Source organism: Pseudactinotalea sp. Z1748 (genome assembly GCF_049725185.1).
Taxonomy (GTDB): domain Bacteria; phylum Actinomycetota; class Actinomycetes; order Actinomycetales; family Beutenbergiaceae; genus CALKWS01.
The window spans coordinates 465,601-489,702 of sequence record NZ_JBMPQB010000003.1 but is presented as its reverse complement, the minus strand read 5'-3'; the positions used below and the strand labels follow the sequence as shown (position 1 = coordinate 489,702).

Annotated in this window: 20 protein-coding genes; 16 read left to right on the top strand and 4 right to left on the bottom strand. The window is 69.3% G+C overall.

All coding sequences use genetic code 11. The features are described from left to right. The first annotated feature begins 53 nt into the window (after nt 1–53). From ACO0LU_RS09590 to ACO0LU_RS09565, 6 genes are all read left to right on the top strand, one after another. Nucleotides 54–1,199 (top strand): DUF4192 domain-containing protein, encoded by a 1,146-nt coding sequence (locus tag ACO0LU_RS09590; protein ID WP_424791136.1) that lies wholly within the window; start codon nt 54–56, stop codon nt 1,197–1,199. A 93-nt stretch (nt 1,200–1,292) separates the two neighbouring features. Beyond that, entirely contained in the window at nt 1,293–1,679 is a 387-nt protein-coding gene (locus ACO0LU_RS09585) for a universal stress protein (protein WP_424791135.1), read from the top strand. Nucleotides 1,680–1,699: 20 nt separating this feature from the next. Continuing rightward, complete coding sequence (gene gcvT / locus ACO0LU_RS09580; protein ID WP_424791134.1) at nt 1,700–2,794, top strand: glycine cleavage system aminomethyltransferase GcvT; 1,095 nt, start codon at nt 1,700–1,702, stop codon at nt 2,792–2,794. Between the two features lie 19 nt (nt 2,795–2,813). Further along, nucleotides 2,814–3,185 (top strand): glycine cleavage system protein GcvH, encoded by a 372-nt coding sequence (gene gcvH / locus ACO0LU_RS09575; protein WP_424786054.1) that lies wholly within the window; start codon nt 2,814–2,816, stop codon nt 3,183–3,185. Between the two features lie 14 nt (nt 3,186–3,199). Next, entirely contained in the window at nt 3,200–6,064 is a 2,865-nt protein-coding gene (gene gcvP / locus ACO0LU_RS09570; RefSeq protein ID WP_424791133.1) for an aminomethyl-transferring glycine dehydrogenase, read from the top strand. 239 nt (nt 6,065–6,303) lie between these two features. Beyond that, the gene (locus ACO0LU_RS09565; RefSeq protein WP_424791132.1) at nt 6,304–7,695 is read left to right on the top strand and encodes an RNA polymerase sigma factor; all 1,392 of its coding nucleotides are present in this window, start codon (nt 6,304–6,306) and stop codon (nt 7,693–7,695) included. Nucleotides 7,696–7,848: 153 nt separating this feature from the next. On the opposite strand, the gene ACO0LU_RS09560 is transcribed toward ACO0LU_RS09565, so the two are convergent. After that, complete coding sequence (locus ACO0LU_RS09560) at nt 7,849–8,073, bottom strand: DUF7455 domain-containing protein (protein WP_424791131.1); 225 nt, start codon at nt 8,071–8,073, stop codon at nt 7,849–7,851. 167 nt (nt 8,074–8,240) lie between these two features. Here ACO0LU_RS09560 and ACO0LU_RS09555 point away from each other — a divergent pair, with 167 nt between their 5' ends. Beyond that, entirely contained in the window at nt 8,241–10,370 is a 2,130-nt protein-coding gene (locus ACO0LU_RS09555; RefSeq protein ID WP_424791130.1) for a DNA gyrase/topoisomerase IV subunit B, read from the top strand. Between the two features lie 109 nt (nt 10,371–10,479). Next, on the top strand, nt 10,480–11,514 hold the full coding sequence (locus tag ACO0LU_RS09550; protein WP_424786049.1) for a GNAT family N-acetyltransferase: 1,035 nt from the start codon (nt 10,480–10,482) through the stop codon (nt 11,512–11,514). A gap of 238 nt (nt 11,515–11,752) precedes the next feature. On the opposite strand, the gene ACO0LU_RS09545 is transcribed toward ACO0LU_RS09550, so the two are convergent. After that, a complete protein-coding gene (locus tag ACO0LU_RS09545) occupies nt 11,753–14,203 on the bottom strand; it encodes a DNA gyrase/topoisomerase IV subunit A (protein WP_424791129.1) in 2,451 nt (816 codons plus the stop codon). Between the two features lie 72 nt (nt 14,204–14,275). Between ACO0LU_RS09545 and ACO0LU_RS09540 the strand changes: the two genes are divergently transcribed. The 4 genes from ACO0LU_RS09540 to ACO0LU_RS09525 all read left to right on the top strand — a co-directional run bounded on the left by ACO0LU_RS09540 (nt 14,276) and on the right by ACO0LU_RS09525 (nt 19,437). Further along, nucleotides 14,276–16,939: a GNAT family N-acetyltransferase gene (locus ACO0LU_RS09540; protein ID WP_424791128.1), complete on the top strand. Its 2,664-nt coding sequence runs from the start codon at nt 14,276–14,278 to the stop codon at nt 16,937–16,939. Between the two features lie 79 nt (nt 16,940–17,018). Next, on the top strand, nt 17,019–17,600 hold the full coding sequence (locus ACO0LU_RS09535; protein WP_424791127.1) for a DUF5998 family protein: 582 nt from the start codon (nt 17,019–17,021) through the stop codon (nt 17,598–17,600). Next, nucleotides 17,597–18,745, top strand: a complete 1,149-nt coding sequence (locus tag ACO0LU_RS09530) for an alkaline phosphatase family protein (RefSeq protein WP_424791126.1) — start codon at nt 17,597–17,599, stop codon at nt 18,743–18,745. The genes ACO0LU_RS09535 and ACO0LU_RS09530 overlap by 4 nt, the downstream gene beginning before the upstream one ends. Continuing rightward, nucleotides 18,745–19,437 carry a thymidine kinase gene (locus ACO0LU_RS09525; protein WP_424791125.1) on the top strand — a complete coding sequence of 231 codons (693 nt, stop codon included), beginning with the start codon at nt 18,745–18,747 and terminating at the stop codon, nt 19,435–19,437. Before ACO0LU_RS09530 ends, ACO0LU_RS09525 begins: the two co-directional genes overlap by 1 nt. A gap of 4 nt (nt 19,438–19,441) precedes the next feature. On the opposite strand, the gene sepH is transcribed toward ACO0LU_RS09525, so the two are convergent. Continuing rightward, the gene (gene sepH / locus ACO0LU_RS09520; RefSeq protein WP_424791124.1) at nt 19,442–20,644 is read right to left on the bottom strand and encodes a septation protein SepH; all 1,203 of its coding nucleotides are present in this window, start codon (nt 20,642–20,644) and stop codon (nt 19,442–19,444) included. 323 nt (nt 20,645–20,967) lie between these two features. Between sepH and ACO0LU_RS09515 the strand changes: the two genes are divergently transcribed. Continuing rightward, complete coding sequence (locus tag ACO0LU_RS09515) at nt 20,968–21,267, top strand: DUF4193 domain-containing protein (protein WP_424786042.1); 300 nt, start codon at nt 20,968–20,970, stop codon at nt 21,265–21,267. 32 nt (nt 21,268–21,299) lie between these two features. Here ACO0LU_RS09515 and ACO0LU_RS09510 read toward each other — a convergent pair whose 3' ends face one another. Then, nucleotides 21,300–21,806 (bottom strand): DUF3093 domain-containing protein, encoded by a 507-nt coding sequence (locus ACO0LU_RS09510; RefSeq protein ID WP_424791123.1) that lies wholly within the window; start codon nt 21,804–21,806, stop codon nt 21,300–21,302. A gap of 89 nt (nt 21,807–21,895) precedes the next feature. On the opposite strand from ACO0LU_RS09510, the gene dut reads away from it, so the two are divergent. Genes dut through ACO0LU_RS09495 form a run of 3 tightly spaced genes read left to right on the top strand, consistent with a single transcriptional unit; the run spans nt 21,896 to nt 24,041 of the window. Beyond that, nucleotides 21,896–22,405 carry a dUTP diphosphatase gene (gene dut / locus ACO0LU_RS09505; RefSeq protein ID WP_424791122.1) on the top strand — a complete coding sequence of 170 codons (510 nt, stop codon included), beginning with the start codon at nt 21,896–21,898 and terminating at the stop codon, nt 22,403–22,405. Further along, on the top strand, nt 22,402–23,199 hold the full coding sequence (locus ACO0LU_RS09500; protein ID WP_424791121.1) for a DUF3710 domain-containing protein: 798 nt from the start codon (nt 22,402–22,404) through the stop codon (nt 23,197–23,199). Before dut ends, ACO0LU_RS09500 begins: the two co-directional genes overlap by 4 nt. Further along, nucleotides 23,196–24,041: a DUF3159 domain-containing protein gene (locus ACO0LU_RS09495; protein ID WP_424791120.1), complete on the top strand. Its 846-nt coding sequence runs from the start codon at nt 23,196–23,198 to the stop codon at nt 24,039–24,041. Before ACO0LU_RS09500 ends, ACO0LU_RS09495 begins: the two co-directional genes overlap by 4 nt. Nucleotides 24,042–24,102: the final 61 nt, after the last annotated feature.

Here is a 24,102-nt window from a genome sequence, read left to right as displayed (position 1 = left end):
CGGATGGCACGGGGCCCCCGCGATCGCGGGGTGCTGCGCTGACATGTGGCGTTATGGATACCGCGAACAACACCCCCGTCGTGCTTCGCCTGGACGACCCCGTAGAGCTGCTGGCGTACCTGCCCTACCGGCTCGGGTTCTGGCCCGAGGAGTCCGCAGTCTTCTTCGCGGTCCGCTCCGCAGCACACGAACCGGACCCGGAGGTGCGATGGCGACCGGGGCTGGTGGCCAGGGTGGACCTGGTGGATCTGGCCGACCCCGCTCCGGACGGTGGTGCCCGGTTGCGCCGAGACATGCTCGGACACCTACGGGCTGACGGGGCCGAGATCGTCTTCATGGTGCTCTATACCGGTGCGGCACCCGCGCATGCAGAGGCCGGTGACCGATGGCCCACCGGTCCGGCGGGGACCGTTGCACGGTGGTGGCTGCGCGAGGGGGTCGGTGCCGACCCCTCCCGGGTCTGGGTGGTCTCGGGGGAGCGATATCGGTGCCTGGAGTGCGACGCCCAGCCATGTTGTCCACCCGGGGGACATCCACTGGCAAGGATCCGGCAGAGCCGCATCGGGGCCGAGATGGTCTTCGGCGGCATGACCTATGCCCCCAGCCGGGCCGACCTGTTGCGCCACGTCGAGGTCGGTGCCGCGCTGCGGGCCTGCGCGGTCAGAGCCGCAGCCCGGTGGCGTCGCAAGCAGGTACGGGCCGGGGGCAGCCGGATGGCCTGGTTGAGCACGCTGGCGGCTCGCTGGGACCAGGCGCTGGTCAGCACCGGTCCCCTCGACCGTGCCAAGGGGGCGGACCTGGGTGCGCTGCTGGTGGGGCTGGAGGAACCCCTGGTGCGCGATGCGGTGCTGCTCTCGGTGGCCTCCGGAGCACCCGTGCTACAGGTCTTGCACGACGACGGCGAGGCGCTGCTGGCCCAGGTGTTCAGCCCGGGCGGGGAGCCCCCGGAGCGCGATCTGGCCGCACGGGCCACCGACGTGCTGCACCACCTGGTCGCGGTGGCCGCCCGTGGACGTACCGCGCAGGTGTGGGCGGTCCTGGCCTGGCTCGCCTGGTACGAGGGCGACGGCGCGCGCGCCGACCTATGCCTGCACCAGTGCCTGGAGCAGGACCCGCAGCATCGGCTGGCGTCGTTGATCCGGCGCGCGGTGGATCACGGAATACCTCCCGGCTGGGCGCGGGCCCGCAGTGTTGCCTGAACCGAGGAGGTCCGAGCCGCTTCCGGTCACGCCGGTCCCGCTCCCGCGATAGTCTCGGGGGAACAGTCGAGGCCGATGAAGGAGCGAGTCAACATGGCAGTTGTTGTGGGTTTCATCGCCACCGCGGAGGGACGCGCGGCCCTTGAGGCAGCGATAGAGGAAGCCAAGTTGCGCTCCCAACGTCTCCTGGTGCTGGTGCACGGCGGGCGGGACGCCGAACCGGATGCGATCGAGGAAGCGATGGAGGAAGCCCGGAGCACCATCGACCCCAGTGGTGTGGGTTACGAGGTTCGCCACCTGCAGCGCGGCAAGGACGTGGCCGAGGCACTGGTGCACACTGCGATCGATACCGACGCCGAACTGATCGTGATCGGCATCCGGCGCCGCTCGCCCCTGGGCAAGTTGATCCTGGGTTCCAACGCGCAGCGCATTCTGCTCGAGTCGCCCTGCCACGTACTGGCTGCCAAACCGCAGGAGTGACCAACTCCGGGGAGGACCCCATGAGCGAGGGCACCTTGCACACCAGCCCACTGCACCAGGTTCACCTCGACGCCGGCGCTCGGATGACCGACTTCGCCGGCTGGTCGATGCCGTTGCGGTATGCCGGGGACCTGGCCGAGCACCACACCGTGCGGGAGCACGCCGGCCTGTTCGATCTGTCCCACATGGGTCAGATCGAGGTGAGTGGCCCGCAAGCGGACCAGGCGCTGGACTATGCGCTGGTCTCGGCCTGCTCCCGGCTGAAGAACGGGCGCGCCCGCTACACGATGCTGGTCGATGCCGACGGCGGCATCCTCGATGACCTGATCGTCTACCGGCTCGGGGAGATGGAGTTCCTGGTCATCGCCAACGCAGCGAACCGGATCACCGTACTCGACAGCATCACTCATCGCAGCCGGGGGTTCGCGGCCTCGGTGGTGGACCGGACACCCCACCGGGCTCTGATCGCCGTGCAGGGACCGCAGGCCGCCGGGATCCTGGCCGGTCTGCTCCCGGTGGACCTGGAGGAGTTGCGCTACTACTCCGCTGTGCTGACCAACCTCGGGAACGTGCCGGTGCTCCTGGCCCGCACCGGGTACACCGGTGAGGACGGTTTCGAGTTGAGCCTGCCTGCTGACGCCGCCGTCGGGGTCTGGCAGCGCTTGGCCGCGGCCGGTGAGGGCACGCTCGAACCCTGCGGGCTCGCCGCCCGGGACAGTCTGCGCCTGGAGGCCGGTATGCCCCTGTACGGCCAGGAACTGGGCACCGAGGTCACTCCATACGAAGTCGGTATGGGCCGGCTGGTCCACGCCGACCGGGAGTTCGTGGGCAGCACCGCCCTCGCCCATCGAGCCGCCGAAGGGCCGCGCAGTTTCCTGACGGCTCTGACCGGGACCGGTCGGCGGGCCGCCCGCACCGGTTACGACGTCCTGGACGGTGAGGAGGTGGTCGGGCGGATCACCTCCGGGGTGCTCTCGCCGACCCTGGGGCACCCGATCGCCCTTGCCCGCACCATGTCTGCCTACGAGCCCGGCCAGGTGGTCGGCGTCGACGTGCGCGGTAACCTGCAGGAGATGACCGTGGCCGAACGGCCCTTCTACACACGGCCCGCTTGAAACCCGAGGAGCACTTCTGATGAGCACCCCTACCGACAGGCAGTACACCGCAGAACACGAATGGGTGGTCATGGACGAGGATGTGGCCACCGTCGGGGTCACCGCCTACGCGGCCGAGTCCCTGGGGGACGTGGTCTACCTGGATCTGCCCGAGGTGGGCGCCGAGATCACCGCAGGGCAGTCCTGTGGTGAGATCGAGTCCACCAAGTCCGTCTCCGAGCTCTACGCGCCGGTCTCCGGTGAGGTCCTGAGCATCAACTCCGAGGCGGTGGACAACCCCGAGGTGGTCAACTCCGATCCGTACGGCGAGGCCTGGCTGTTCACCGTGCGCGTCACCGGGACCGGGGAGTTCCTGGACGCCGCCGGCTACGACGCGCTGATCGCGGACTGACCGGGCGGATCGACTTGACTGAGCACGCTCCGGAATTCCTGCGCCGTCATATCGGCCTGTCCGAGACCGACCGGGACGCGATGCTGGCCGCGATCGGGCAGGACAGTCTCGAGGCGTTGATCGACGCCGCGATGCCGCCGGCGATACGCACCGACGATCTCACCGAAGTGCCGTTCGCGGATACCGAGGCCCAGGTCCTGGCAGAGATGCGCGCGATCGCGGCCAAGAACACGGTGCGCACCTCGATGATCGGCCGGGGATACTTCGACACCCACACACCCTCGGTGATCACCCGGCACGTGCTGGAGAACCCGGGCTGGTACACCGCCTACACGCCCTACCAGCCGGAGATCTCCCAGGGCCGGCTGGAGGCCCTGCTGAACTTCCAGACGATGATCTCCGACCTCACCGGCCTGGACATCACCGGGGCCTCGATGCTCGATGAGGCCACCGCGGTGGCCGAGGCGATGCTGCTCGCGCGCCGGGTGGTGCGCGACACCGACAGGTCGGTGTTCCTGGTGGACTCCGACACCTTGCCCCAGACCAAGGCCGTACTGGCCACCCGTGCCCGTGCGGTGGGTATCGAGTTGGCCGAGTTCGACGTGACCGCCGATCCGGCCGGACTGGCCGGCGCGTTCGGGCTCCTGTTGTCCTACCCCCAGGCCAGTGGCCGGGTTCCGGCCCTGCGCCAGGTGCAGGCCTGGACCCACGCGGCCGCCGAGGCTGGTGCACAGGTGGCGGTCGTGGCGGACCTGCTCGCCCTGACCCAACTGCGCGAGCCCGGCTCCTGGGGCGCAGACATGGTGGCCGGTAGCGCGCAACGGTTCGGGGTGCCGATGGGTTTCGGGGGCCCGCACGCGGGTTTCCTCTCGGTCCGCCAGGGACTGCAACGACAGTTGCCCGGCCGCCTGGTCGGCTTGAGCAAGGACGCCGACGGCGCACCGGCGCTGCGGCTGGCCCTGCAGACCCGCGAACAGCACATCCGGCGGGAGAGGGCGACCTCCAACATATGCACCGCTCAGGTGCTGCTGGCGGTGATGGCCGCGATGTACGCCGTGTACCACGGCCCCGAGGGGTTGCGCCGGATCGGCGCCCGGGTGCACACCCACGCAACGGATCTGGCGACCAGGCTGCGCAAGGCGGGTGTCGCCGTCGTCCATGCCAGTTTCTTCGACACCGTCCAGGTCCGTGTGCCCGGCCGTGCCGACGCCGTGCTGGCCGCCGCCCTGGAACGAAACATCACCCTCTGGCGGGAGGACGCCGACACCGTCGCTATCGCCTGCGACGAGACCACCACCACTGAGGTCCTGGAGGATCTGGTCGAGGCGGTGGTCGCCGCAGCGGGCGGTGCGGGCGCAGACGACGCCGATGCCGGTGAACCGTTCGCCATCGATTCCGAACTGGCCCGCACCAGGGACTTCTGCACGCACCCGGTGTTCTCCTCCTACCACTACGAGACGGCGATGATGCGCTACCTGCGCCGGCTGTGCGACAAGGACTACGCACTGGACCAGGGGATGATCCCGCTGGGTTCGTGCACGATGAAACTCAACGCCGCCACCGAGATGGCCGCGATCAGTTGGCCCGAGTTCGCCCGGATCCACCCGTTCGCCCCGGCCGGGGACGTGGCCGGGTACCACGAGTTGATCCAGTCGCTGAACACCTGGCTCGCGGACTTGACCGGGTACGCCGCGGTGAGCGTGCAACCGAATGCCGGCTCCCAGGGGGAGTTGGCCGGGCTGCTGGCGATCCGGTCCTATCACCGCGCCAACGGCGACACCGAACGCACCATCTGCGTGGTCCCGGCCAGTGCGCACGGCACCAATGCCGCCTCCGCGGTGCTGGCCGGCCTGCAGGTGAAGATCGTGGCCAGCGCCGACAACGGCGACATCGACACAGCGGACCTGCGCCGGGTCCTGGCCGAGAACGAGGGCAGGATCGCGGCGCTCATGGTGACCTACCCCTCCACCCACGGGGTGTATGAACACGGCATCACCGAGGTGTGCGAACTGGTCCATGCCGCCGGGGGCCAGGTCTACATCGACGGCGCCAACTTCAATGCGCTGGTCGGTTACTCCGGCCTGGGGGACATCGGTGGGGACGTATCCCACCTGAACCTGCACAAGACGTTCTGCATCCCGCACGGCGGTGGGGGGCCGGGCGTGGGGCCGGTGGCCGTGGCCGAGCACCTGGTGCCGTTCCTGCCCGGGCACCCGATGGCCGAGGAACTCGGAAGTGGCGCCGCGGTCAGCGCGGCCCCGTACGGGTCGCCCTCGATCCTGCCGATCAGTTGGGCCTACATCCGGCTGATGGGCAGCGCCGGGTTGCGCGAGGCCACCGCGGCGGCGGTGCTGTCGGCGAACTACATCGCCGCCCGCCTCGATCCGTACTTCCCGGTCCTCTACCGCGGTGAGAACGGCCTGGTCGCCCACGAGTGCATCCTGGACCTGCGTCCGCTGACCGCCAGGACTGGGGTCTCGGTGGAGGACGTGGCCAAGCGGCTGATCGACTACGGCTTCCACGCCCCCACGATGTCCTTCCCGGTGGCCGGGACGCTGATGGTCGAACCGACCGAGTCGGAGGACCTGGGCGAGATCGACAGGTTCATCGAGGCGATGCGGTCCATCCACGACGAGGCAGAGCAGGTGGCCGCGGGAACCTGGTCCCGCCAGGACAACCCGCTCGTGCACGCTCCGCACACCGCGGCCAGTGTGCTCGGTGACTGGGACCGCCCCTACAGCCGAGAGCAGGCGGTGCACCCGGTACCGGCGGTGGCCGCGGACAAGTACTGGCCGCCCGTGCGCCGTGTGGACGGGGCCTACGGGGACCGCAATCTGGTCTGCACCTGCCCACCGGTGGAGGCCTACCAGGACGGCTGAACCGGGCTTCGCCGGGAATAATTGGGAATGTCTGGCGCCCGCTGACGTTATAATGGAAAGGCACCGACACCGCGCCGCAGTGGCAGGCCACCGCTTGACCATCGGCGGGGACCCGATCGATACAGGATCGCATGCAGCGTCACCGGCGTCGATGCCCAGGGCAACACATCACCGGTCCGACCCAGACCGCACTGTTCGTTGCCTTGACATGACCCCGCGACAAGGAGATTTCCGAAGAGATGCCGGACACCACGATCGAGGACAATCCCGCGACGTCGACTCGCTCCCGTCGTACCAGCGGCACCGGGGCGAAGGGCACTGCGGCCACCAAGCCTGCGGCCAAGTCGGCCACCACGAAGAAGTCGGCAACCAAGACCGCGACCAAGCCGCCCGCGAAGAGCGCTGCCAAGGCCACCACCAAGCCTGCCACGAAGAGCGCACCCAAGAGCGTCGGTACCGCCAAGAAGGCGACCAAGGCCGCTGCGAAGTCCACCAGCACCCGAAAGACGGGTGCGAAGTCCGGTGGTAACGGTTCCGAGGCCAACCTGACCGTGGTCGGGGAGACCGAGGAGCAGGTCACGGGCAAGGACGATGTTGAGAAGACCGGGACCGGGACCGAAGAGGTCGCGTTCGTCTTCTCCGACGCCGACGACGACGACGCACCCGCCCAGCAGGTCGTCACCGCCGGTGCCACTGCCGATCCGGTCAAGGACTACCTGAAGCAGATCGGTAAGGTCGCGCTGCTCAACGCCGTCCAAGAGGTGGAGCTGGCCAAGCGGATCGAGGCGGGTCTGTTCGCCGAGGAAAAGTTGGCCAACCCCCCGTACGGCCCGGATTGGGACAGGACCAAGGCCAAGGCAGAAGAGCGGCGGATGTACCGTGACCTGCAGTGGATCGCCCATGACGGTAAGCGCGCCAAGAACCACCTGCTGGAGGCGAACCTGCGCCTGGTGGTCTCCCTGGCCAAGCGCTACACCGGCCGTGGCATGCTCTTCCTGGACCTGATCCAGGAGGGGAACCTGGGCCTGATCCGCGCGGTGGAGAAGTTCGACTACACCAAGGGTTACAAGTTCTCCACCTACGCCACCTGGTGGATCCGCCAGGCGATCACCCGGGCCATGGCCGACCAGGCCCGCACCATCCGTATCCCGGTGCACATGGTCGAGGTCATCAACAAGCTCGCCCGCGTGCAGCGCCAGATGCTGCAGGATCTGGGCCGTGAGCCGCTGCCGGAGGAACTGGCCGCTGAGTTGGACATGACCCCGGAGAAGGTCGTGGAGGTGCAGAAGTACGGGCGTGAGCCCATCTCGCTGCACACCCCGCTGGGTGAGGACGGCGACAGCGAGTTCGGCGACCTGATCGAGGACTCCGAGGCCGTGGTCCCGGCCGACGCGGTCAGTTTCACCCTGCTGCAGGAGCAACTGCACGCGGTGCTGGACACTCTGTCCGAACGGGAGGCCGGCGTGGTCTCCATGCGGTTCGGGCTCACCGACGGGCAGCCGAAGACCCTCGATGAGATCGGCAAGGTCTATGGCGTCACGCGGGAGCGGATCCGCCAGATCGAGTCCAAGACCATGTCGAAACTGCGGCACCCGAGCCGATCGCAGGTGCTGCGCGACTACCTGGACTGATCCTCGCCGGGCCGAGGAGTTCCGGAAGATCCGTTCGCCAGAAGACATGACTGTGGCCGGCAGGTTTCGCTGCCGGCCACAGTTTGTGTCTCGTGGTGGGTGTCCCCGGCCGTCCTCACGCGTACGCGGACGACGGCACCGCGGCTCGGAGGATCAGACGCGCTCGTCCTGATCCTCGGTCAGTAGGCGCTTGCTCTCGTCCTGGATGTGAGTGGCCACGTCGGCCAACGGCTCGGCGTACTTGCGCCCATGGTGCGCGCAGAACAGAAGCTCGCCGGCCTCGAGGTGGACGCGGACATAGGCCTGGGCTCCGCAGGCGTCGCAGCGGTCGGCGCCGGTCAGTTCGGCAGTGGCATGTTCTGTGGTTAAGGCAGTCACACTGCTATGTAATCACCCGCCGGGCTCAAAGTCAGATCCGGGCGGGGTGGTTCGCTGACCGCGTAGCGCTATTCCCCACCCGGGGTGTGCCGTGGCCGACACCAGGACCGGCCTCGATCCGCATGGCGCTCCCGCGAACGGGCCCCTGTGCCTTCTACGATGGGGGTGTGGCACGTACTGATTCCAGTTACACCGCCCGGCACCTGTCCGTCCTGGAGGGGCTGGAGGCGGTGCGCAAGCGTCCAGGCATGTATATCGGCTCCACCGACTCGCGCGGACTGATGCACTGCCTGTGGGAGATCATCGACAACAGCGTCGACGAGGCCCTGGAGGGTCACGCCGACACCATCGAGGTGATCCTGCACCAGGATGAGTCGGTGGAGGTCCGCGACAACGGCCGTGGCATCCCCGTGGACAACCTCACCGCCCTGAACATCTCCGGGGTGGAGGTGGTCTTCACCAAGTTGCACGCCGGCGGCAAGTTCGGCAACGGTTCCTACGCCGCCTCCGGTGGTCTTCACGGCGTGGGCGCCTCCGTGGTCAACGCGCTGTCCGAGCGGCTCGAGGTGCAGGTGGATCGCGGTGGGAAAACCCACGCGATGTCCTTCCACCGGGGCGAACCAGGGGTGTTCGCCGACAACGGCCGGCTGGACCCGGCCGCTGCCTTCACCCCGTTCGTGAAGTCCTCCGAACTGGCGGTGGTGGGCAAGGTGCCGCGCAAACGCACCGGAACCCGGGTGCGGTACTGGGCCGACCGGCAGATCTTCCCGGCCAGCGCCACGTTCTCCTACGACGAGTTGATCACGCGGGCCAGGCAGACCTCCTTCCTGGTCCCGGGACTGACGCTGACCGTGCGGGACGAGCGCCGGCTGCCCGGTACCCCCGGCGCAGAGGGATCGGTGGAGGAGGTGTTCCGCCATGACGGCGGGGTGCTGGACTTCGTCGACTTCCTGGCCACTGACGGGCCCGTCAGCGACATCTGGCACGTGCAGGGCGAGGGCACCTTCACCGAGACCGTCCAGCAACTCGACAGCAAGGGACATCTGCGGCCGCACGAGGTGGAGCGAACCTGCAAGGTGGAGATCGGCCTGCGGTGGGGCGTGGGGTACGACACCGAGGTGCGCTCCTTCGTCAACATCATCGCCACGCCCAAGGGTGGAACACACCTTGCCGGATTTGAGCAGGGCCTGGTGAAGGTGATCCGCAAGCAGATCGAGGCCAACGCCCGCCGGCTGAAGATCTCGGCGAAGAGTTCCAAGGACCGGATCGAGAAGGACGACGTGCTGGCCGGGTTGACCGCCGTGGTCACCGTGAGTCTGCCCGAACCCCAGTTCGAGGGGCAGACCAAGGAGGTGCTCGGAACCTCCCAGGTGCGCTCAATCGTCGCCAAGGTGGTGGAGACGAACCTGACCGAGCGGCTCGCCGCTACCAAGCGAGCCGACAAGGTCCAGGCCTCCGCGGTGCTGGAGAAGGTCGTGGGGGAGATGCGTGCCCGCGTCTCGGCACGGATGCAGAAGGAGTTGTCCCGGCGCAAGAACGCCCTGGAGACCTCTACCCTGCCCACGAAACTGGCCGACTGCCGCACCGACGAGGTGGAGCGCTCGGAACTGTTCATCGTTGAGGGTGATAGCGCCCTGGGCACGGCCAAACTCGCCCGGAACTCCGACTTCCAGGCGCTCTTGCCGATCCGGGGCAAGATCCTTAACGTGCAGAAGGCCTCGGCGGCCGACATCCTGAAGAACGCTGAGTGTGCCTCGATCATTCAGGTGCTCGGCGCAGGATCGGGGCGTACCTTCGACCTCGATCAGGTGCGGTACGGCAAGGTGGTCCTGATGACCGACGCCGACGTGGACGGCGCGCACATCCGCACCCTGTTGCTGACCCTGTTCTTCCGGTACATGCGCCCGCTGGTGGAGGCCGGACGGGTGTTCGCAGCGGTCCCGCCGCTGCACCGGGTGCAGACCATGGCCCAGGGTTCGCGCAAGGGTGAGGTCACCTACACCTATTCCGAGGCCGAACTGCGCAAGTTCCTGGCCAAACTCGAGCGGACCGGACGCCGCTACGTCGAACCGATCCAGCGGTACAAGGGCCTGGGGGAGATGGACGCGGACCAACTCGCCGAGACCACGATGGACGTAGGCAAGCGAACGCTGCGCAAGATCACCATGGCCGACCAACAGGCGATCGAGGAGGCCGAGAGCGTCTTCGAACTGCTGATGGGCAACGACGTGGCCCCGCGCAAGGACTTCATCGTGGCGGGGGCCGGTGCATTGGATCTGGAGCGGATCGATGCGTGAGACCGCCGGCAGCGGCTCGGGAGATTTTTGCTCGAACGGCCCCGGACGCATACCCTCTCGATGTGATCTGCCCGCTGCGTGTTGACCTGGTCCGCCCGAGGAGGCTGCGGTGAGTGAGAACCCCACGTCACTGCCCGAGCGGGCCCAGGCGCCCACGGTGCTGCCGATGCCGTCGGCCGAACTGGGCCTGACCTGGCGCGCGCTGCAGGTCGAGGACGCCCCGGCCCTGCACCGCCTCTTCCGCCGGATCGAGGTGCATGACAACCCGCCGTACCGCACCACCCTGGAAGAAGCCCGGGAGAACTTCTCCGGGGAGTGGAAGGATCCGCTGAACAACTCCTTGGCCGGGTTCGACGACGAGGGGACCATCTGCGCCTACGGCACCGTTGTGGTGCACCCGGGCGACACCCGCGTGGTGCGCGCCTTCCTGGAGGGCGGGGTGGATCCGCAATGGCGGCGCCGTGGGATCGGATCGGCGCTGGTGGACTGGCAGATGGCCAGGGCCCGTCAACTCCTGGCTGCCTCGGGCAAGGATGTGCCCGGACGAATCCTGGTGCACGTGGAGGAGGGCATGGCCGACGCCTCCAGCATGCTCACCGAGCGCGGCTTCCGCCCGATCCGCCACTACACCGAGATGCGCCGGGATCTGAGCCAGCCCATCCCTGAGGGCCCCCTGCCCAATCATCTCGAACTCGTGCCCTGGCGGGAGGAACTGGACGACCAGGTCCGGTTGGCCCACAACGACGCGTTCGCCAAGCACGACGGCTCCGAGCCGCACACACCGGAGACCTGGACCGACGGACGCACCTACTTCGTGCCGTCCTGGAGTTTCCTGGTGCTGGACCGCACCACCGACCGGGCCCAGGTGGCCGGCTACCTGTACTCGGGCCGGTACGAGCAGGACTGGGAGGCCGTCGGCGGGTCCGAGGGTTACATCGACATCCTCGGGGTCCGCGAGGCATGGCGCGGCAGGGGTGTCGGGACGGCGCTGATGGCCCAGGCGTTGCGTGCCTACGCTGCGGACGGCATGCAGTACGCCGGACTCGGGGTGGACGTGCCGGCGCTCCCGGCCGACTTCGGGCTTTTCGACAAACTTGGTTTCGAACGGTTTCGCCACTCCACCATGTACGCAGTGGAGATCTGACCCCGCCGATGGGGCAGCGACGAGGTCTCCTCATCACCGGCCTACTTCTCCTGGCAGGCTCCACCGTGGTGCACTTGGTCGCCCAGTTCGGCGGCTCTGCGGTGCAGCGGAACCTGCCACAAGGACTCTTGATGCCGGCGCTGGCGGCTGGGGTGGTGCCCCTCCCGGTCGGGTACGCGCGGGGGTGCTGGTGGCCCAGGGGGACGAGGATCTGGTGCCGCGACCTGATCAGGCCTGGTCAGCCCAGACCGGCGATCGGGGCGGGTACCGTCCGTCCGGAGCCGTCCCGGCGCTCGTCGACCTCCGGCAGGTCCACCGCCTGACCACCGGAGCCCACCGCCCGTGCCGGTGCCGGAACCACCCCGGCCAGGTACAACGCGTCCTCCCCACGCAGGAACCGGTGGGCGCGCACCCCACCGGTCGCGCGTCCCTTGGCCGGGTAGGCGGCCAACGGAGTGACCTTGGCGCTACCCGGCACCGTCCCGGGAAGGGCGTCGAGCGGCCCGGCCACGGTGACCACCTGGGCGTCCGTGCCCTGGGGCACCACCGCAAAGTGGATGACCCGCCCACCCTGGGGCAGTTTCACACCGGCGACCCCGCCACCTGCCCGTCCCTGGGGACGGACCCCACCGGCGGAGAACCGCAGCAACTGGGCGGCGTCGGTGACGAACACCAGGTCGTCGTCGTCGCCGGCATGGGCGCCCCCGACCACCTCGTCGCCGCCCTTCAGGGTGATCACCGGCCAGGAGTCGCGCTGCAACTGCTCGGGCGTGACGCGCTTGACCACCCCGTCCCGGGTACCGAGCGCCAGGGGTGGGCTCGCTGCCTCCAGGCTGGTGATCGTGACGACGCGTTCACCGCGCTCAAGCATCACCATCTCCGCCACCGGGACACCGCCCGAAGCGCTCGGCGGCCCATCGGTGGGGGGCAGCGCCGGGATCTCCACCACGCTGAGGCGCACCAAGCGGCCGGTGTTGGTCAGGACCGCGACCAGGCCGCGTGCCGTGGTGCGGATCGAGGCGGTCAGGGCGTCGTGGGCACTGCGTGCACCGGCCCGGACCACCTCGGCGTCATCGGCCGTGCGGGCTAGCAACCCGGTGGCCGAGAGCAGCACGTAGCAGGGGGAGTCGGGTACCTCCAGCGGGATCGCTTCGGCCTTGGACCGACGCACCGCGCCGGCCTCCACGGCAGCATCGGGGGCCGACTCCAGGAGCACCGTTCGCCGGGGCGTGCCGTGCTCGGCAGCCACCTGCGCGAGTTCGTCACCGACCACCTGGTGCAACAGTGCCTCGTCGTCGAGGATCATCCGCAGGTTCTTGATCTCGGTGGCCAGTTCGTCGCGCTCGGCCTCCAACTCCAACCGGGAGTATTTGGTGAGGCGGCGCAGGCGCAGCGCCAGGATGTAGTCCGCCTGGGCCTCGGACAGGTCGAACACCGTCATCAGCCGGTCCCGGGCGGATTGGACGTCCTCACTGGTGCGGATCACCTGGATGACCTCATCGATGTCCGCGATCGCGACCAGCAGGCCCTCCACCAGGTGAGCCCGCTCCAACTTCTTGTTCAGGTGGTACTCGGTGCGTCGGCGCACCACCGTGATCCGATGGGCAAGGTACACCTGCAACAGTTCCCGCAGCCCCAGGGTGCGAGGCTGGCCCTGCACCAGCGCGACGTTGTTGATCCCGAAGGATTCCTCGAGGGGGGTATACCGGTACAACGCCGCCAGCACCGCCTCGGGATTGACCGAACTCTTCACCTCGATCACCATGCGGAGCCCGTGTTCTCGGTCGGTCAGGTCGGTCACCGCGGTGATGCCCTGCACCTTCTTGGACTGCACGGCGTCCTTGATCTTCTCGATCACCCGCTCCGGGCCCACCTGATAGGGCAGTTCGGTCACCACGATGGCCTTGCGCCGGGCGGTGATGTTCTCGATCCGGGCCGTAGCCCGGGTTCGGAAGGAGCCGCGGCCGGTCGCGTAGGCGTCCCGGATGCCCTCCAGGCCCACGATCTTGCCCCCCGAGGGCAGGTCGGGTCCGGGCACGAACCGGATCAGTTCGGCGAGTTCGGCGTCGGGGTTGGCCAGTAGGTGCCGCAGGGCGGCGACGACTTCGACCAGATTGTGCGGGGGCATGTTCGTGGCCATCCCGACCGCGATCCCGCTGGCACCGTTGACCAGCAGGTTCGGCAGTGCCGCGGGCAGCACCTCCGGTTGGGTGAGTTGGGAGTCGTAGTTCGGGACGAAGTCGACCACGTCGGCGTCCAGGTCCGCCACCATCGCCATCGCGGCCGGCGCCAGCCGGGCCTCGGTGTACCGGGCGGCGGCCGGACCATCGTCGAGGGACCCGAAGTTCCCGTGCCCGTCCACCAGCGGTAGCCGGAGCGAGAACGGCTGGGACATCCGCACCAGGGCATCGTAGATGGCACCGTCACCGTGCGGGTGCAGTTTGCCCATCACGTCCCCGACCACGCGGGCGGACTTCACGTGCCCACGGTCGGGGCGCAGACCCATCTGCGACATCTGGAACAGGATTCGTCGCTGCACCGGCTTGAGCCCGTCGCGGGCGTCGGGCAGTGCGCGTGCGTAGATCACCGAGTAGGCGTACTCCAGGAACGAACCGCGCATCTCGGTGGAGACGTCGACGTCGAGGATCGTGCTCTGGGCAGCATCATCTGGGGTGGAACGACGGGCCATGGTGGCTATTGTCGCCCATCTGGACCGGTCGGTCCGGCCCACACACCGTGAGTGCCCGCATAGGATCGTCAGATGGCGCACAGCGGCAACTACCCAGCGCACTGGGAAGCCGACGTGGTGCTGCGGGACGGATCCACCATGCGCATCCGACCGATCCGCCCCGAGGACGCCGACGCGCTGCAACGCTTCCACATGAGCCAGAGCGAACGCTCCACGTACTTGCGCTTCTTCGCTCCGATGGCCCGTCTCAGCGAGGAGATGCTGGCCCGGTTCACCCAGGTCGATCACCGCGACCGGGTGGCCCTGGTGCTCGTGGACGGGGAGGCCATCCTGGCCGTCGGCCGGTTCGAGCGGCTGGACGGCGGTGACGCCGAGGTCGCGTTCAATGTGGCCGACTCGGCCCAGGGGAAGGGTCTGGGGTCGGTGCTTCTGGAGCACCTGGCCGCAGCCGGGCGCGAACTCGGGGTGCGCCGGTTCGTTGCCGATGTGCTGCCGCAGAACGCGCGCATGCTGCGGGTGTTCGCTGACGCCGGGTATGACGTGCAGTCCACGATGGACGACGGCATCCTCGCGGTCTCCTTCACCATCACCTCGACCGACAAGTCCCTGGCGGTGCTGGCCGAGCGTGAGCAGCGCTCCGAGGCCCTGAGCATGGCGGCACTGATGCGTCCGGACGGGGTGTTGCTGGTGTGTGCGGGCCAGGAGGGCCAGGCGTTCGGACGGGTGCTGCTGGGATCCCTGACCCAGGAGGGTGCCCCGGGGGTGCAGGTGGTCGGCCTGGACGGGGCGCCGGGGGCAGTGAGTTCGTTGGACCAGGTGCGGCCCGGACCGGATCTGGCGCTGCTCGCGGCCCCGCCCGCGCAGGTATTGGACCTGCTGGAGCCCCTGGCCGGGCTCGGGGTGCGCGGGGTGGTCCTCTACACCGGTGGGTTCGCCGCGCAGGCCGGCGCGGAACGCATCTCCCAACGCATCCTGCGTCGTCGTGCGCGCCGGCACGGGCTGCGCTTGGTGGGCCCGAGGTCCTACGGGCTGATCACCAGCGCCGCCGACCGGGACGGGCCGGGGCCGCGGATCGAGGCGAGTTTGTACCCCAGCCCGCCGCGGCCGGGCTCGGTGGGAGTCTTCTGCCAGTCCGCCGCGGCCGGCCGGGCGTTACTGTCCGGCGCGGCGGCCCGGGACATGGGGGTGGCCTCGTTCGTCTCGGCCGGGCATCGCGTAGACGTATCCGGTAACGATGTGATGCAGCGATGGGTGGGCGATGAGTCCACCGCGGTGGCCTGCCTTCGACTGGAATCGATCGGTAACCCCCGCAAGTTCTCCCGCGTGGCCCGCCGACTGTCCCAGGAGGGCCCGGTGGTCACCACGATCGCGGGCACCACCGGCCAGTTGAACCCACCCGGCCACGAGGTAGCCACCAGTGCGCTGCCCCGGCGGGCGCTGGATGAGTTGATGCGCCAGGCGGGGGTACTCGTCGCCGAGACCGTCGATGATTCCCTGGACCTGGCCCTGTTGCTGTCCGAACAACCGCTCCCGGCCGGCGACCGGGTGCTGGTGCTGACCAACTCCGGCGCACAGGCCGCGATGATCACCGAACTGCTGCGTGGCGCCGAGCCCGCGCTCACCGGCGAAGTGCACACCCTCTCGCCCACCGCTGGGGTTGAGGCCTACACCGAGCAGGTACGCGCCTTCGCCGGCCGCGACGACTGGGACGCCGCCCTGGTGGGCTACGTGCCGCTGCTGACCGACGACGGCGTGGGGGTGGCCGGGCAGGTGGCGCATCTGAGCGCGACGTCCGGGCGCACCACCGTTGCAGTGATCGACGGGATGCGCGGCCTGGACGTCCACCTTCGTGCATCCGGGCCCGACGGGCCGGTGCGGGTACCGGCGTTCCCTACCCTGCGAACCGCCACCACGGCACTGGCCAAAGCGACGGGCTACCTGCGCTGGCGCGAGGCGGACCGGGGGGCCCGGGTGGACCCTGCGGGTGTCGACCGGACCGGGGCCAAGGCGCTCGTCCAGGCCGAACTGGCCTCTCTGCCGACCGGAAGTACCCGACGGCTCGCCGTGCAGGCGACCACCGACCTCCTTGGTAAGTACGGGATCGAGTTATGGAGCCAGCACACCGTCAGCAGCCTGGCTGAGGCACTGGAGGTAGCCGAGCAGATCGGCTGGCCGGTGGCGCTGAAGACCTCCGATGAGTTGCTGCGCCACCGGCTGGATCTGGGTGGGGTGCGCCTGGACCTGGGGTCCCCGACCGAACTCGCCGACGCCTACCGCAGCGTCCAGGAGCGGGTGCACTCGGTACTGGGACACGGGACCACCCTGGACATCCAGGCGATGGCCCCGGGTGGGACGGCGACCGTGATCGAGGCCGTGGAGGACAGCATGTACGGCCCGATCATCAGTTTCGGGCTGGCCGGGGACGCCAGTGAACTCCTCGGCGACGTCTCCTACCGGGTGCCTCCGCTGACGAACGTGGACGTGGCCTCCATGGTGCGTTCGCTGGGGGCGTCCGCCCGGCTGCTGGGCGGGGGCGGCCTGCCCGCGCTGAACATGGCGGGGGTGGAGGACGTGCTGGCGCGGGTGAGTGTGCTGAAGGAGGAACTGGCCGAGGTCTCCGCGGTGGCGTTGCACCCGGTGCTGGTCACCGAGACCACGATCACGGTGCTGGGTGCGCGCATCGATGTGGCCCACCCCGGCCGCGGGGATGCGGCCCGGCGGGTCCTGCCGGCCTGACGACGGCGGACGGCCGGGCGCCGGCAGTGAATCAGGTGTGCGGACACCGAGGGTTGGCAACAAGTGGGACACTAGAGGCGTGCCAAAGTCACACACACAGCAATTGCGGCAGTTGCGGTCCGACATCGACCGTGCCGGGTACTACCCGGCACTGGTTGCCGAGGTCCTGGAAATCGCCCTTGCCGATGAGGAGATCGTGGCCCACCTGGTCCACCCCGAGACGGTGTTCGACCGTTCCGAGGTGCGCCGTCATGTGACCGCGCTGACGCTGACCCCGACCCGGCTGATCATCGCCCACGTCGACGACGTGCCCGGTTCCAGCCCCGACGACGGGCACTCGGCTGCGGCTACCACCGAGTCGGTGGCGCTGTCCTCGATCCGGTCGGTGGCGCTGACCCACGTCGTCTCCGACCCGGCCACCTACACCCCGAACACAGGGGCCAGCGAGATCACCCTCGCCCTGAACTGGGGTTCGGTGCAGCGACTGGACCTTGAGCCCGCCAGTTGCCCGGACCCCGACTGCGAAGCGGACCACGGCTACGCCGGTACCGCAGTCCCGGATGACCTCGTGGTACGGATCAGTGCCGCCGCGGAGGGCCGCGAGGCCACGGCCGCGGCGCTGGCGTTCGCCGCCGCGCTCTCGGCGGCTACCACGCAATGACCCCGGTGTTGGGCGACGTCCTGCTCGGTGCCGCCACGGGTGATCGTGACCCCTTCAGCGACGCCGCCGGACGCGCCCGCGCGTCCCTGGGTCTACCGTCGGTGCGGTGCTGGTGTGTGGTGCTCGTCGACGGCCTCGGCTGGCACAACCTCTCCGGCCGGGGCGAGCACGCGCCGTTCCTGACCGGACAGCTGACCGCCCAGACAGGCGCCGGGGCGCCGGTGACCAAACTGGCCGCGACGCTGCCCACCTCCACCGCCACGAACCTGTCCTACCTGGGCACCGCTCAGCGCGCGGGCACCACCGCGATGCTCGGGTACGCGGTGCGCAACCCGGCCACGGCCGGGCTGCTGAACCTGATCTCCTGGAACGGGGGCGCGGATCCGGGCACGTGGCAGCGCGAACCCACGGTGTTCGAGCAGATGCTCGCCTCCGGCAGCCTGGCGGTCTCAATCGGACCGTGGCAGTTTGAGGATTCCGGGCTCACCGTCGCCGCGCTGCGCGGAGCCCGGTACCACCCGGCTGAGTCGTTGCCCGCCCGCGTCGACACCGCTATCGCCCAGTTGCGTGACCCCGGGGTGGACCTGGTCTACCTGTACTGGGGGGAATTGGACTCCATCGCCCACCAGCATGGTTGGGAGGGCGCGGACTGGGCCGGCGGACTGGCCCGGCTCGATTCCGAACTGGAGCGCCTGGCTCGGTTGCTCCCGCTGGGTACCGGCGTGCTGGTCACCGCTGACCACGGCATGATCGATATCCCCCGGGAGGAGATGCACGATAGGGCGGGTCGGATCGATGCTGCCACACACCCCGAACTCTCCCGAGGGGTGGACCTGATCGGGGGAGAGGACCGCTTCCGACACGTCTACACCCGCGAGCCGGAGGCGGTGGCCGCTCGCTGGGCCGAGGTTCTCGGGACGCGCGCGGTGGTGCTCACCAGGGCGGATGCGATGGCGGCGGACTACTTCGGCCCGGTGGCCCCGCATGCCGAGGAAATCATCGGGGACGTGGTGGTGGCCGCGCAGGGACGGGTCGCCATCCAGGACAGCGGACAGCAGTCCGCCGCATCACTGGGATTGGTGGGGATGCACGGCTCCACCTCAGCAGCCGAGCAGGACGTGCCCCTGGTGGCGGTACTGGGCTGATGGCGGAACTGGTGTTCTTCGCCGGGACGATGGATTGCGGCAAGTCGACTCTGGCGATGCAGATGGACTACACCCACGCCCGCCGGGGACGCCGGGGGCTGATCTATACCCAGCATGACCGGGCCGGTGATGCGAAGATCTCCTCCCGGCTCGGGCTGAGTCGTGCCGCGATCGAAGTGGGTCCTGGGACCGACTTCTGGGCGGATGTGACCCAGCGCCGGATGCGCGGCGGGGTGGTGGACTACCTGGTCTGCGACGAGGCGCAGTTCTATTCCGCCACACAGGTGGACCAACTGGCCCGGCTGGTCGATGAGTTGGACATCGACGTCGTCACCTTCGGAATCATGACGGACTTCCGCACCCGGATGTTCGCCGGCTCGGCCCGCTTGGTGGAACTGGCCGACCGCGTCGAGACGCTGCAGGTGCAGGCACTGTGCTGGTGCGGGCGGCGCGCCACCCACAACGCCCGGACGGTCGGTGGACGGATGGTCATCGACGGTGAGCAGGTGGTGGTGGCCGACACCGGCTCCAGTGCGCAGGTCGCCTACGAGGTGCTCTGCCGCCGCCACCACGTGCGTCGACTGACAGCAGCCGCGGCGCGCGCGGTCACGCCGTCACCGGACACGCTCAGTCTGGACGGGATCGGCGTGGACGCCAAGGCCCGCGGCCTGCCCGGGGTTGACGGCGACTGATTGCTCAGTCGTTCTTGGCGCCGAAGACGATCTCGTCCCAGGACGGCACACTGGTGCGACGACTGCGCCGTGCACGTCGGCCGGCGCGTTTGTCCGGCCCGGTGGACGCCTCGGACGGCTTCGCGCCTGGCCCGGTGGTGCCGTCATCTGCTGCGGTGCTGTCGCGACCGTTGCTGTCGGCACTGCGCTCGTTGCTCGCCGGTTCGGCCACCGCGTCCGGCGCCGATCCGGGGCCGGGCAGGATGGTGGCGTCGGTGGCGTCCTGAGGCCGCGAGGCCGCCGGATGGGCACCTGGGGCCTCATCCCACAAGGTGGGTTGCTGCTCGCCGTCGCGCAGGACCTGCTCGGCCAGTGCCTCATCGTCGATCTCCACCCGCTGGCGGACCCCGCGTGAGCCGTTCAACTCCGCCAGCAGGGTCTCGGTATTGGCCTCCTGGGCCGGCGAGTCGGCGTCGCTGTCCTCCGCCGAACCGGCCGGGGTGTCGTGGTCGGCCTCGGGATCAGCGGGACGGATGTCCGGCACGATCCGGGGCCGGGAGTCCCGGATCACCGCATCCACCGCATGCAGCGCCGGGGCGATGTCGGCGTCGGTCTCCACGTCGTAGAGGCGGGCACCGCGTACCGAACTCAGGTGCCGGCTGCCGCCGGCCAGGTCGGTCTCGGAGAGCCAGCGGCTCTCGTCGTCGAGTGCGGTGAAGGTTCCCGCAGTCAGATCCACTTCCCAGGCCGCTTCCTGGTCCTTGTCGCCGGCGTGGAAGGAGGCGACCACGTGCCAGGGGTCGGTGTTCTGACGGCGCGCGTCCCAGGTCAGCGACTCCTCGCTCACGCCCCGCGCCGCCAGCCGGTCCAGGACCACCTCACCCAGGGTGGGGGAGCCGGCGGAGTGGCCGATGTGCAGCGCGCGCGCCCGGCCGGCCACGTATTCGCGCTCGGCCAGTACCGGGCCCTCGTAGCGGCGCACCTGCTCCACCGGCAATCCGGCTTCGGCCGCCACGGTCTCAGCCGAGGCGCCGGCCCGGATCATCGATTGGATCTGGCGTGGTCGCGGCGCGACTTCGGAGCGCACCTTCTCCAGGTGCGGACGGTCCCGGCGTACGGCGGCACGCAGTGCCTCATCGATCGTGAGCCGGTGCCGATCGCCGTCGGGGTCGATCAGGATGAGGTGATCCCCGTCGGGATGGATCCCGACGAGTTCTAGATCAGCCATGGCACCTCCAGAAGGTCTGCGGTCCTCACCCTGCCAGCAGATCCCTGGCTCCGCCCGGATTCTGCTCGGTGTGGCGCATGAACTCCGGGCCGCACGCCCCTTCCACACGGTCCTCGCGGAGCGACTCCGGGCGCCCGGGCCCGGGGCCGGAACGGACTTGAGTTCACGCGATGGGCGAACAGACGTGCAATTTCGGTTCGGATCAGGCACAATCCCATCGCCACCTCCACGCACCAGAGACGATCGGAACAAAATCTGACCGCGTGCGTTGAGCATGCTACAGACCTGCCGAATCACTGTTTACGAACGGGAGTCCCCGCCCCATGGCCACCGACTACGACGCACCGCGCAAGACCGAAGAGGACCTCAGCGAGGACTCACTGGAGGAATTGAAGGCCCGTCGGGCAGAGAAGAACTCTCCCTCGGTGGACGAGGACGAGGCGGAGGTCGCCGAGGGTTTCGAACTTCCGGGGGCCGACCTGTCCGGGGAGGAACTCTCGGTCACCGTGGTGCCGCCGCAGGCCGATGAGTTCACCTGCTCCCGGTGCTTCCTGGTCCACCACCGCAGCCAGTTGGCCTACCAGGAGGGTGGCCAGCCGGTCTGCTCGGAGTGCGCCGCCTGAGTATGGCCGGGTCCTAGCGAGCCCGTGCTCGATCAGTTCGCGTGCTCCTGACCGAGCGCGGCGACGAGGCGCTCGGGGAACCGGGTGGCGACCAGCCAGTACGGGGTGGGATCGGTCGGATCGATCACCGGCACCTGTACCCCGGTGCGCACCCAGGGCCGCTGGCACACGTAGGCGTCGCTGCGCAACTGGGGGCCCATCGCCTGTTGCATCTGGTCCACGTCCAGGCTGCGGGCCGGGCCCAGGTAGTCCGCCTCGATGCGGGCCCGGCCGGCGTGCAGCCATCGCACGCCCTCCGGTGCCGCGCGGACCCGGACCACTGGGGAGCCCGCCCACAGCGCCGCCGCGACACCGAGGGCACCCAACAGCGCCACCACGGTGCCGGCCATGTTGTGCACAGCGGAGAAGATGAACCACAGGGCAAGGCCCACCGCGGGCGCGAGCAGCCACATCAGCGGGGTGGGGAGCAGACGTTCGGAGTAGACCTCATCGGTGCCCGCGGGAGCGTTCCCGGGCGGCGGTGCAGCGGAGCCGGACATGCTCCAAGCCTGCCACGCCCGGCGGCCACTGGTGCACGCCGCACGGAGACCGCGGAGAGGACGCCGAGGCACCGAGTAGGCTCGAGCGTGTGATACAGCCTGATGATCCCGGCGCGCAGGTACCGGTACTGGTCCAGCAGCTGGACGCCGACCTCCCGCTGCCCTCCTACGCCCATCCCGGCGATGCCGGTCTGGACCTGCACGCCCGCACCGACGTCGAGTTGCCTCCGGGTGCACGGGCGAAGGTGCCGACCGGAATCGCCATCGCCCTGCCCGAGGGGTACGCCGCCTTCGTGCACCCGCGCTCGGGTCTGGCCGCACGGCACGGGATCACCGTGGTGAACGCACCCGGCACCGTCGACGCGGGCTACCGGGGGGAGATCAACGTTATCCTGGCCAACACGGACACCAAGGCACCGGCCCACCTGAAACGAGGGGACAGGGTCGCCCAACTGGTCATCCAGCAGGTGAGCAGGGCCCGCCTGATTCAGGTGGACCGGTTGCCGGGAACCGTGCGTGGGGACGCGGGGTTCGGCTCGACCGGTGGTTTCCTCCCGCAGGAGCAGGCCACCCGGAGCGGAGGAGAGGCCAAGTCATGAGGTGGTTCAAACGAAAGGACCGGCGCACCCGCGCCGGAGGCGTGATCGGGCCCGACGAGTCCGAACTCGCCCACTGGAACACCAGTGCGGACGAGCGTGATGACGCGGACCTCGAGGACCCCGATGGCGCCGTCGATGCCGACGAGGACGGGTCCGAGGCCGTCGACGCCCGTGGCGAACCGGCCCATGGTCCCTGGGACGTGGCCGAAGTTCCGTCCGAGGAGGGCCTGATCGATCTTGGGGCGGTTCGTATCCCTAAGCGGCCCGGGCTGCAGGTGCGGATGGAACTGGACAAGAAGACCCGGCGCATCGTGGCGGTCAACCTTGCCCTGGAGGGGTCCGCGCTGCAGGTGCAGCCCTTCGCGGCACCCCGCAGCGAAGGACTGTGGGAGGAGTTGCGGGCCGAGATCGCCGAGTCGATCAAGAAGCAGGGCGGCAGCGCGGACGAACGCACGGGTGCGTTCGGTCGGGAACTGCTGGCCCGCCTGCCGGTGCGGATGCCCGACGGCCGCAGCGGGACCAGACCCGCGCGGTTCCTGGGGGTCGATGGCACCCGATGGTTCCTGCGCGGTGTGCTCACCGGGAAGGCGACCGTGGAGGCCCACGCCGCCGAGGTGATGGAGGACATCTTCGCCGGGATCGTGGTGGACCGTGGCAATGAACCGCGTCCCCCGCGTGAATTGCTCAGCCTGCACCTGCCTGGCCAGTCGGCGCAGCCCCAGGCACCGGCCCAGGAAGAACGGCTCACGATCCGGCTGCCCAAACGGGGGCCGGAGATCACCGAGGTGCGATGACCTCCGCCGATCACCCCGCCGGGTCCGGTCCGGCCGTGCCCGGCCGCGGCGTGCAACAACTGGGTCAGGGGCAGTTCGACCTGACCGCCTCAGTCGGCGGTGTTCGCGGGTTGCTGGAGTCGATCGCACCGGGCCTGGTGTTCGTGGTGGTCTTCGTGGCCACCCGGGATCTGACCTGGTCGCTGATCGGCGCAGGGGCATTGGCGGTGGTGGCGGCATTGAGCCGCCTGATCTCTCGCAGTTCGTTGAACTACGTCTTCGGCGGGCTGGTCGGGGTCGGCATCGGGACCGTCTGGGCGTGGCGGACCGGGCAGGCCGAGGACTTCTTCGTATGGGGGCTGTACGTCAACGCGATCGGCGTCCTGGTGGCGCTGGGCTCGATCCTCGCGCGGCGCCCCTTGGTGGGAGTCCTCGTCGGCGCGCTGATGCCCGGTTTCGGGCAATGGCGCCAGGACCGTGCCGCGGTCCGGATCCTCAGTTGGGCCACGGCGCTGTGGGTGCTCTTGTTCGGGCTGCGACTGGGGGTGCAGTTGCCGCTCTACCTCAATGCTCAGGTTGGCTGGTTGGGGACCGCCCGGCTGGTGATGGGGGTGCCGCTGTGGGCGGTGGTGCTGTATCTGACCTGGTTGCTGGTGCATCCGCTGATCAAGGCCTCGAGGCAGGCACAGGACGAGGTCATCGTCGAGGCCCCCGAGGCTGGCAGCACTGTTGACGGCCCGGCCACCACTGAGGCCGTGGCCGGCCCCGACCGCGCGCCGAACCCGGACGGCGCGCCGAACCCGGACAGCGCGGCCGGCCCGGACGGTGGCCCGAGCACGGACGGCGCCGGCCCCCGGCCCTAGCCCTGCGTTCGAGGGTCAGGCCCGGGGTCGAGGGTCAGTACGCTCGAACGTCACTCACACC

Excerpts from the sequence above, each read along its gene's own strand:
- ACO0LU_RS09590 (WP_424791136.1), top strand. The coding sequence starts at position 54 with ATGGATACCGCGAACAACACCCCCGTCGTGCTTCGCCTGGACGACCCC.
- ACO0LU_RS09585 (WP_424791135.1), top strand. The coding sequence starts at position 1,293 with ATGGCAGTTGTTGTGGGTTTCATCGCCACCGCGGAGGGACGCGCGGCC.
- gcvT (WP_424791134.1), top strand. The coding sequence starts at position 1,700 with ATGAGCGAGGGCACCTTGCACACCAGCCCACTGCACCAGGTTCACCTC.
- gcvH (WP_424786054.1), top strand. The coding sequence starts at position 2,814 with ATGAGCACCCCTACCGACAGGCAGTACACCGCAGAACACGAATGGGTG.
- ACO0LU_RS09565 (WP_424791132.1), top strand. The coding sequence starts at position 6,304 with ATGCCGGACACCACGATCGAGGACAATCCCGCGACGTCGACTCGCTCC.
- ACO0LU_RS09545 (WP_424791129.1), bottom strand. The coding sequence starts at position 14,203 with ATGGCCCGTCGTTCCACCCCAGATGATGCTGCCCAGAGCACGATCCTC.
- ACO0LU_RS09540 (WP_424791128.1), top strand. The coding sequence starts at position 14,276 with ATGGCGCACAGCGGCAACTACCCAGCGCACTGGGAAGCCGACGTGGTG.
- ACO0LU_RS09530 (WP_424791126.1), top strand. The coding sequence starts at position 17,597 with ATGACCCCGGTGTTGGGCGACGTCCTGCTCGGTGCCGCCACGGGTGAT.
- ACO0LU_RS09525 (WP_424791125.1), top strand. The coding sequence starts at position 18,745 with ATGGCGGAACTGGTGTTCTTCGCCGGGACGATGGATTGCGGCAAGTCG.
- sepH (WP_424791124.1), bottom strand. The coding sequence starts at position 20,644 with ATGGCTGATCTAGAACTCGTCGGGATCCATCCCGACGGGGATCACCTC.
- ACO0LU_RS09515 (WP_424786042.1), top strand. The coding sequence starts at position 20,968 with ATGGCCACCGACTACGACGCACCGCGCAAGACCGAAGAGGACCTCAGC.
- ACO0LU_RS09510 (WP_424791123.1), bottom strand. The coding sequence starts at position 21,806 with ATGTCCGGCTCCGCTGCACCGCCGCCCGGGAACGCTCCCGCGGGCACC.
- ACO0LU_RS09500 (WP_424791121.1), top strand. The coding sequence starts at position 22,402 with ATGAGGTGGTTCAAACGAAAGGACCGGCGCACCCGCGCCGGAGGCGTG.
- ACO0LU_RS09495 (WP_424791120.1), top strand. The coding sequence starts at position 23,196 with ATGACCTCCGCCGATCACCCCGCCGGGTCCGGTCCGGCCGTGCCCGGC.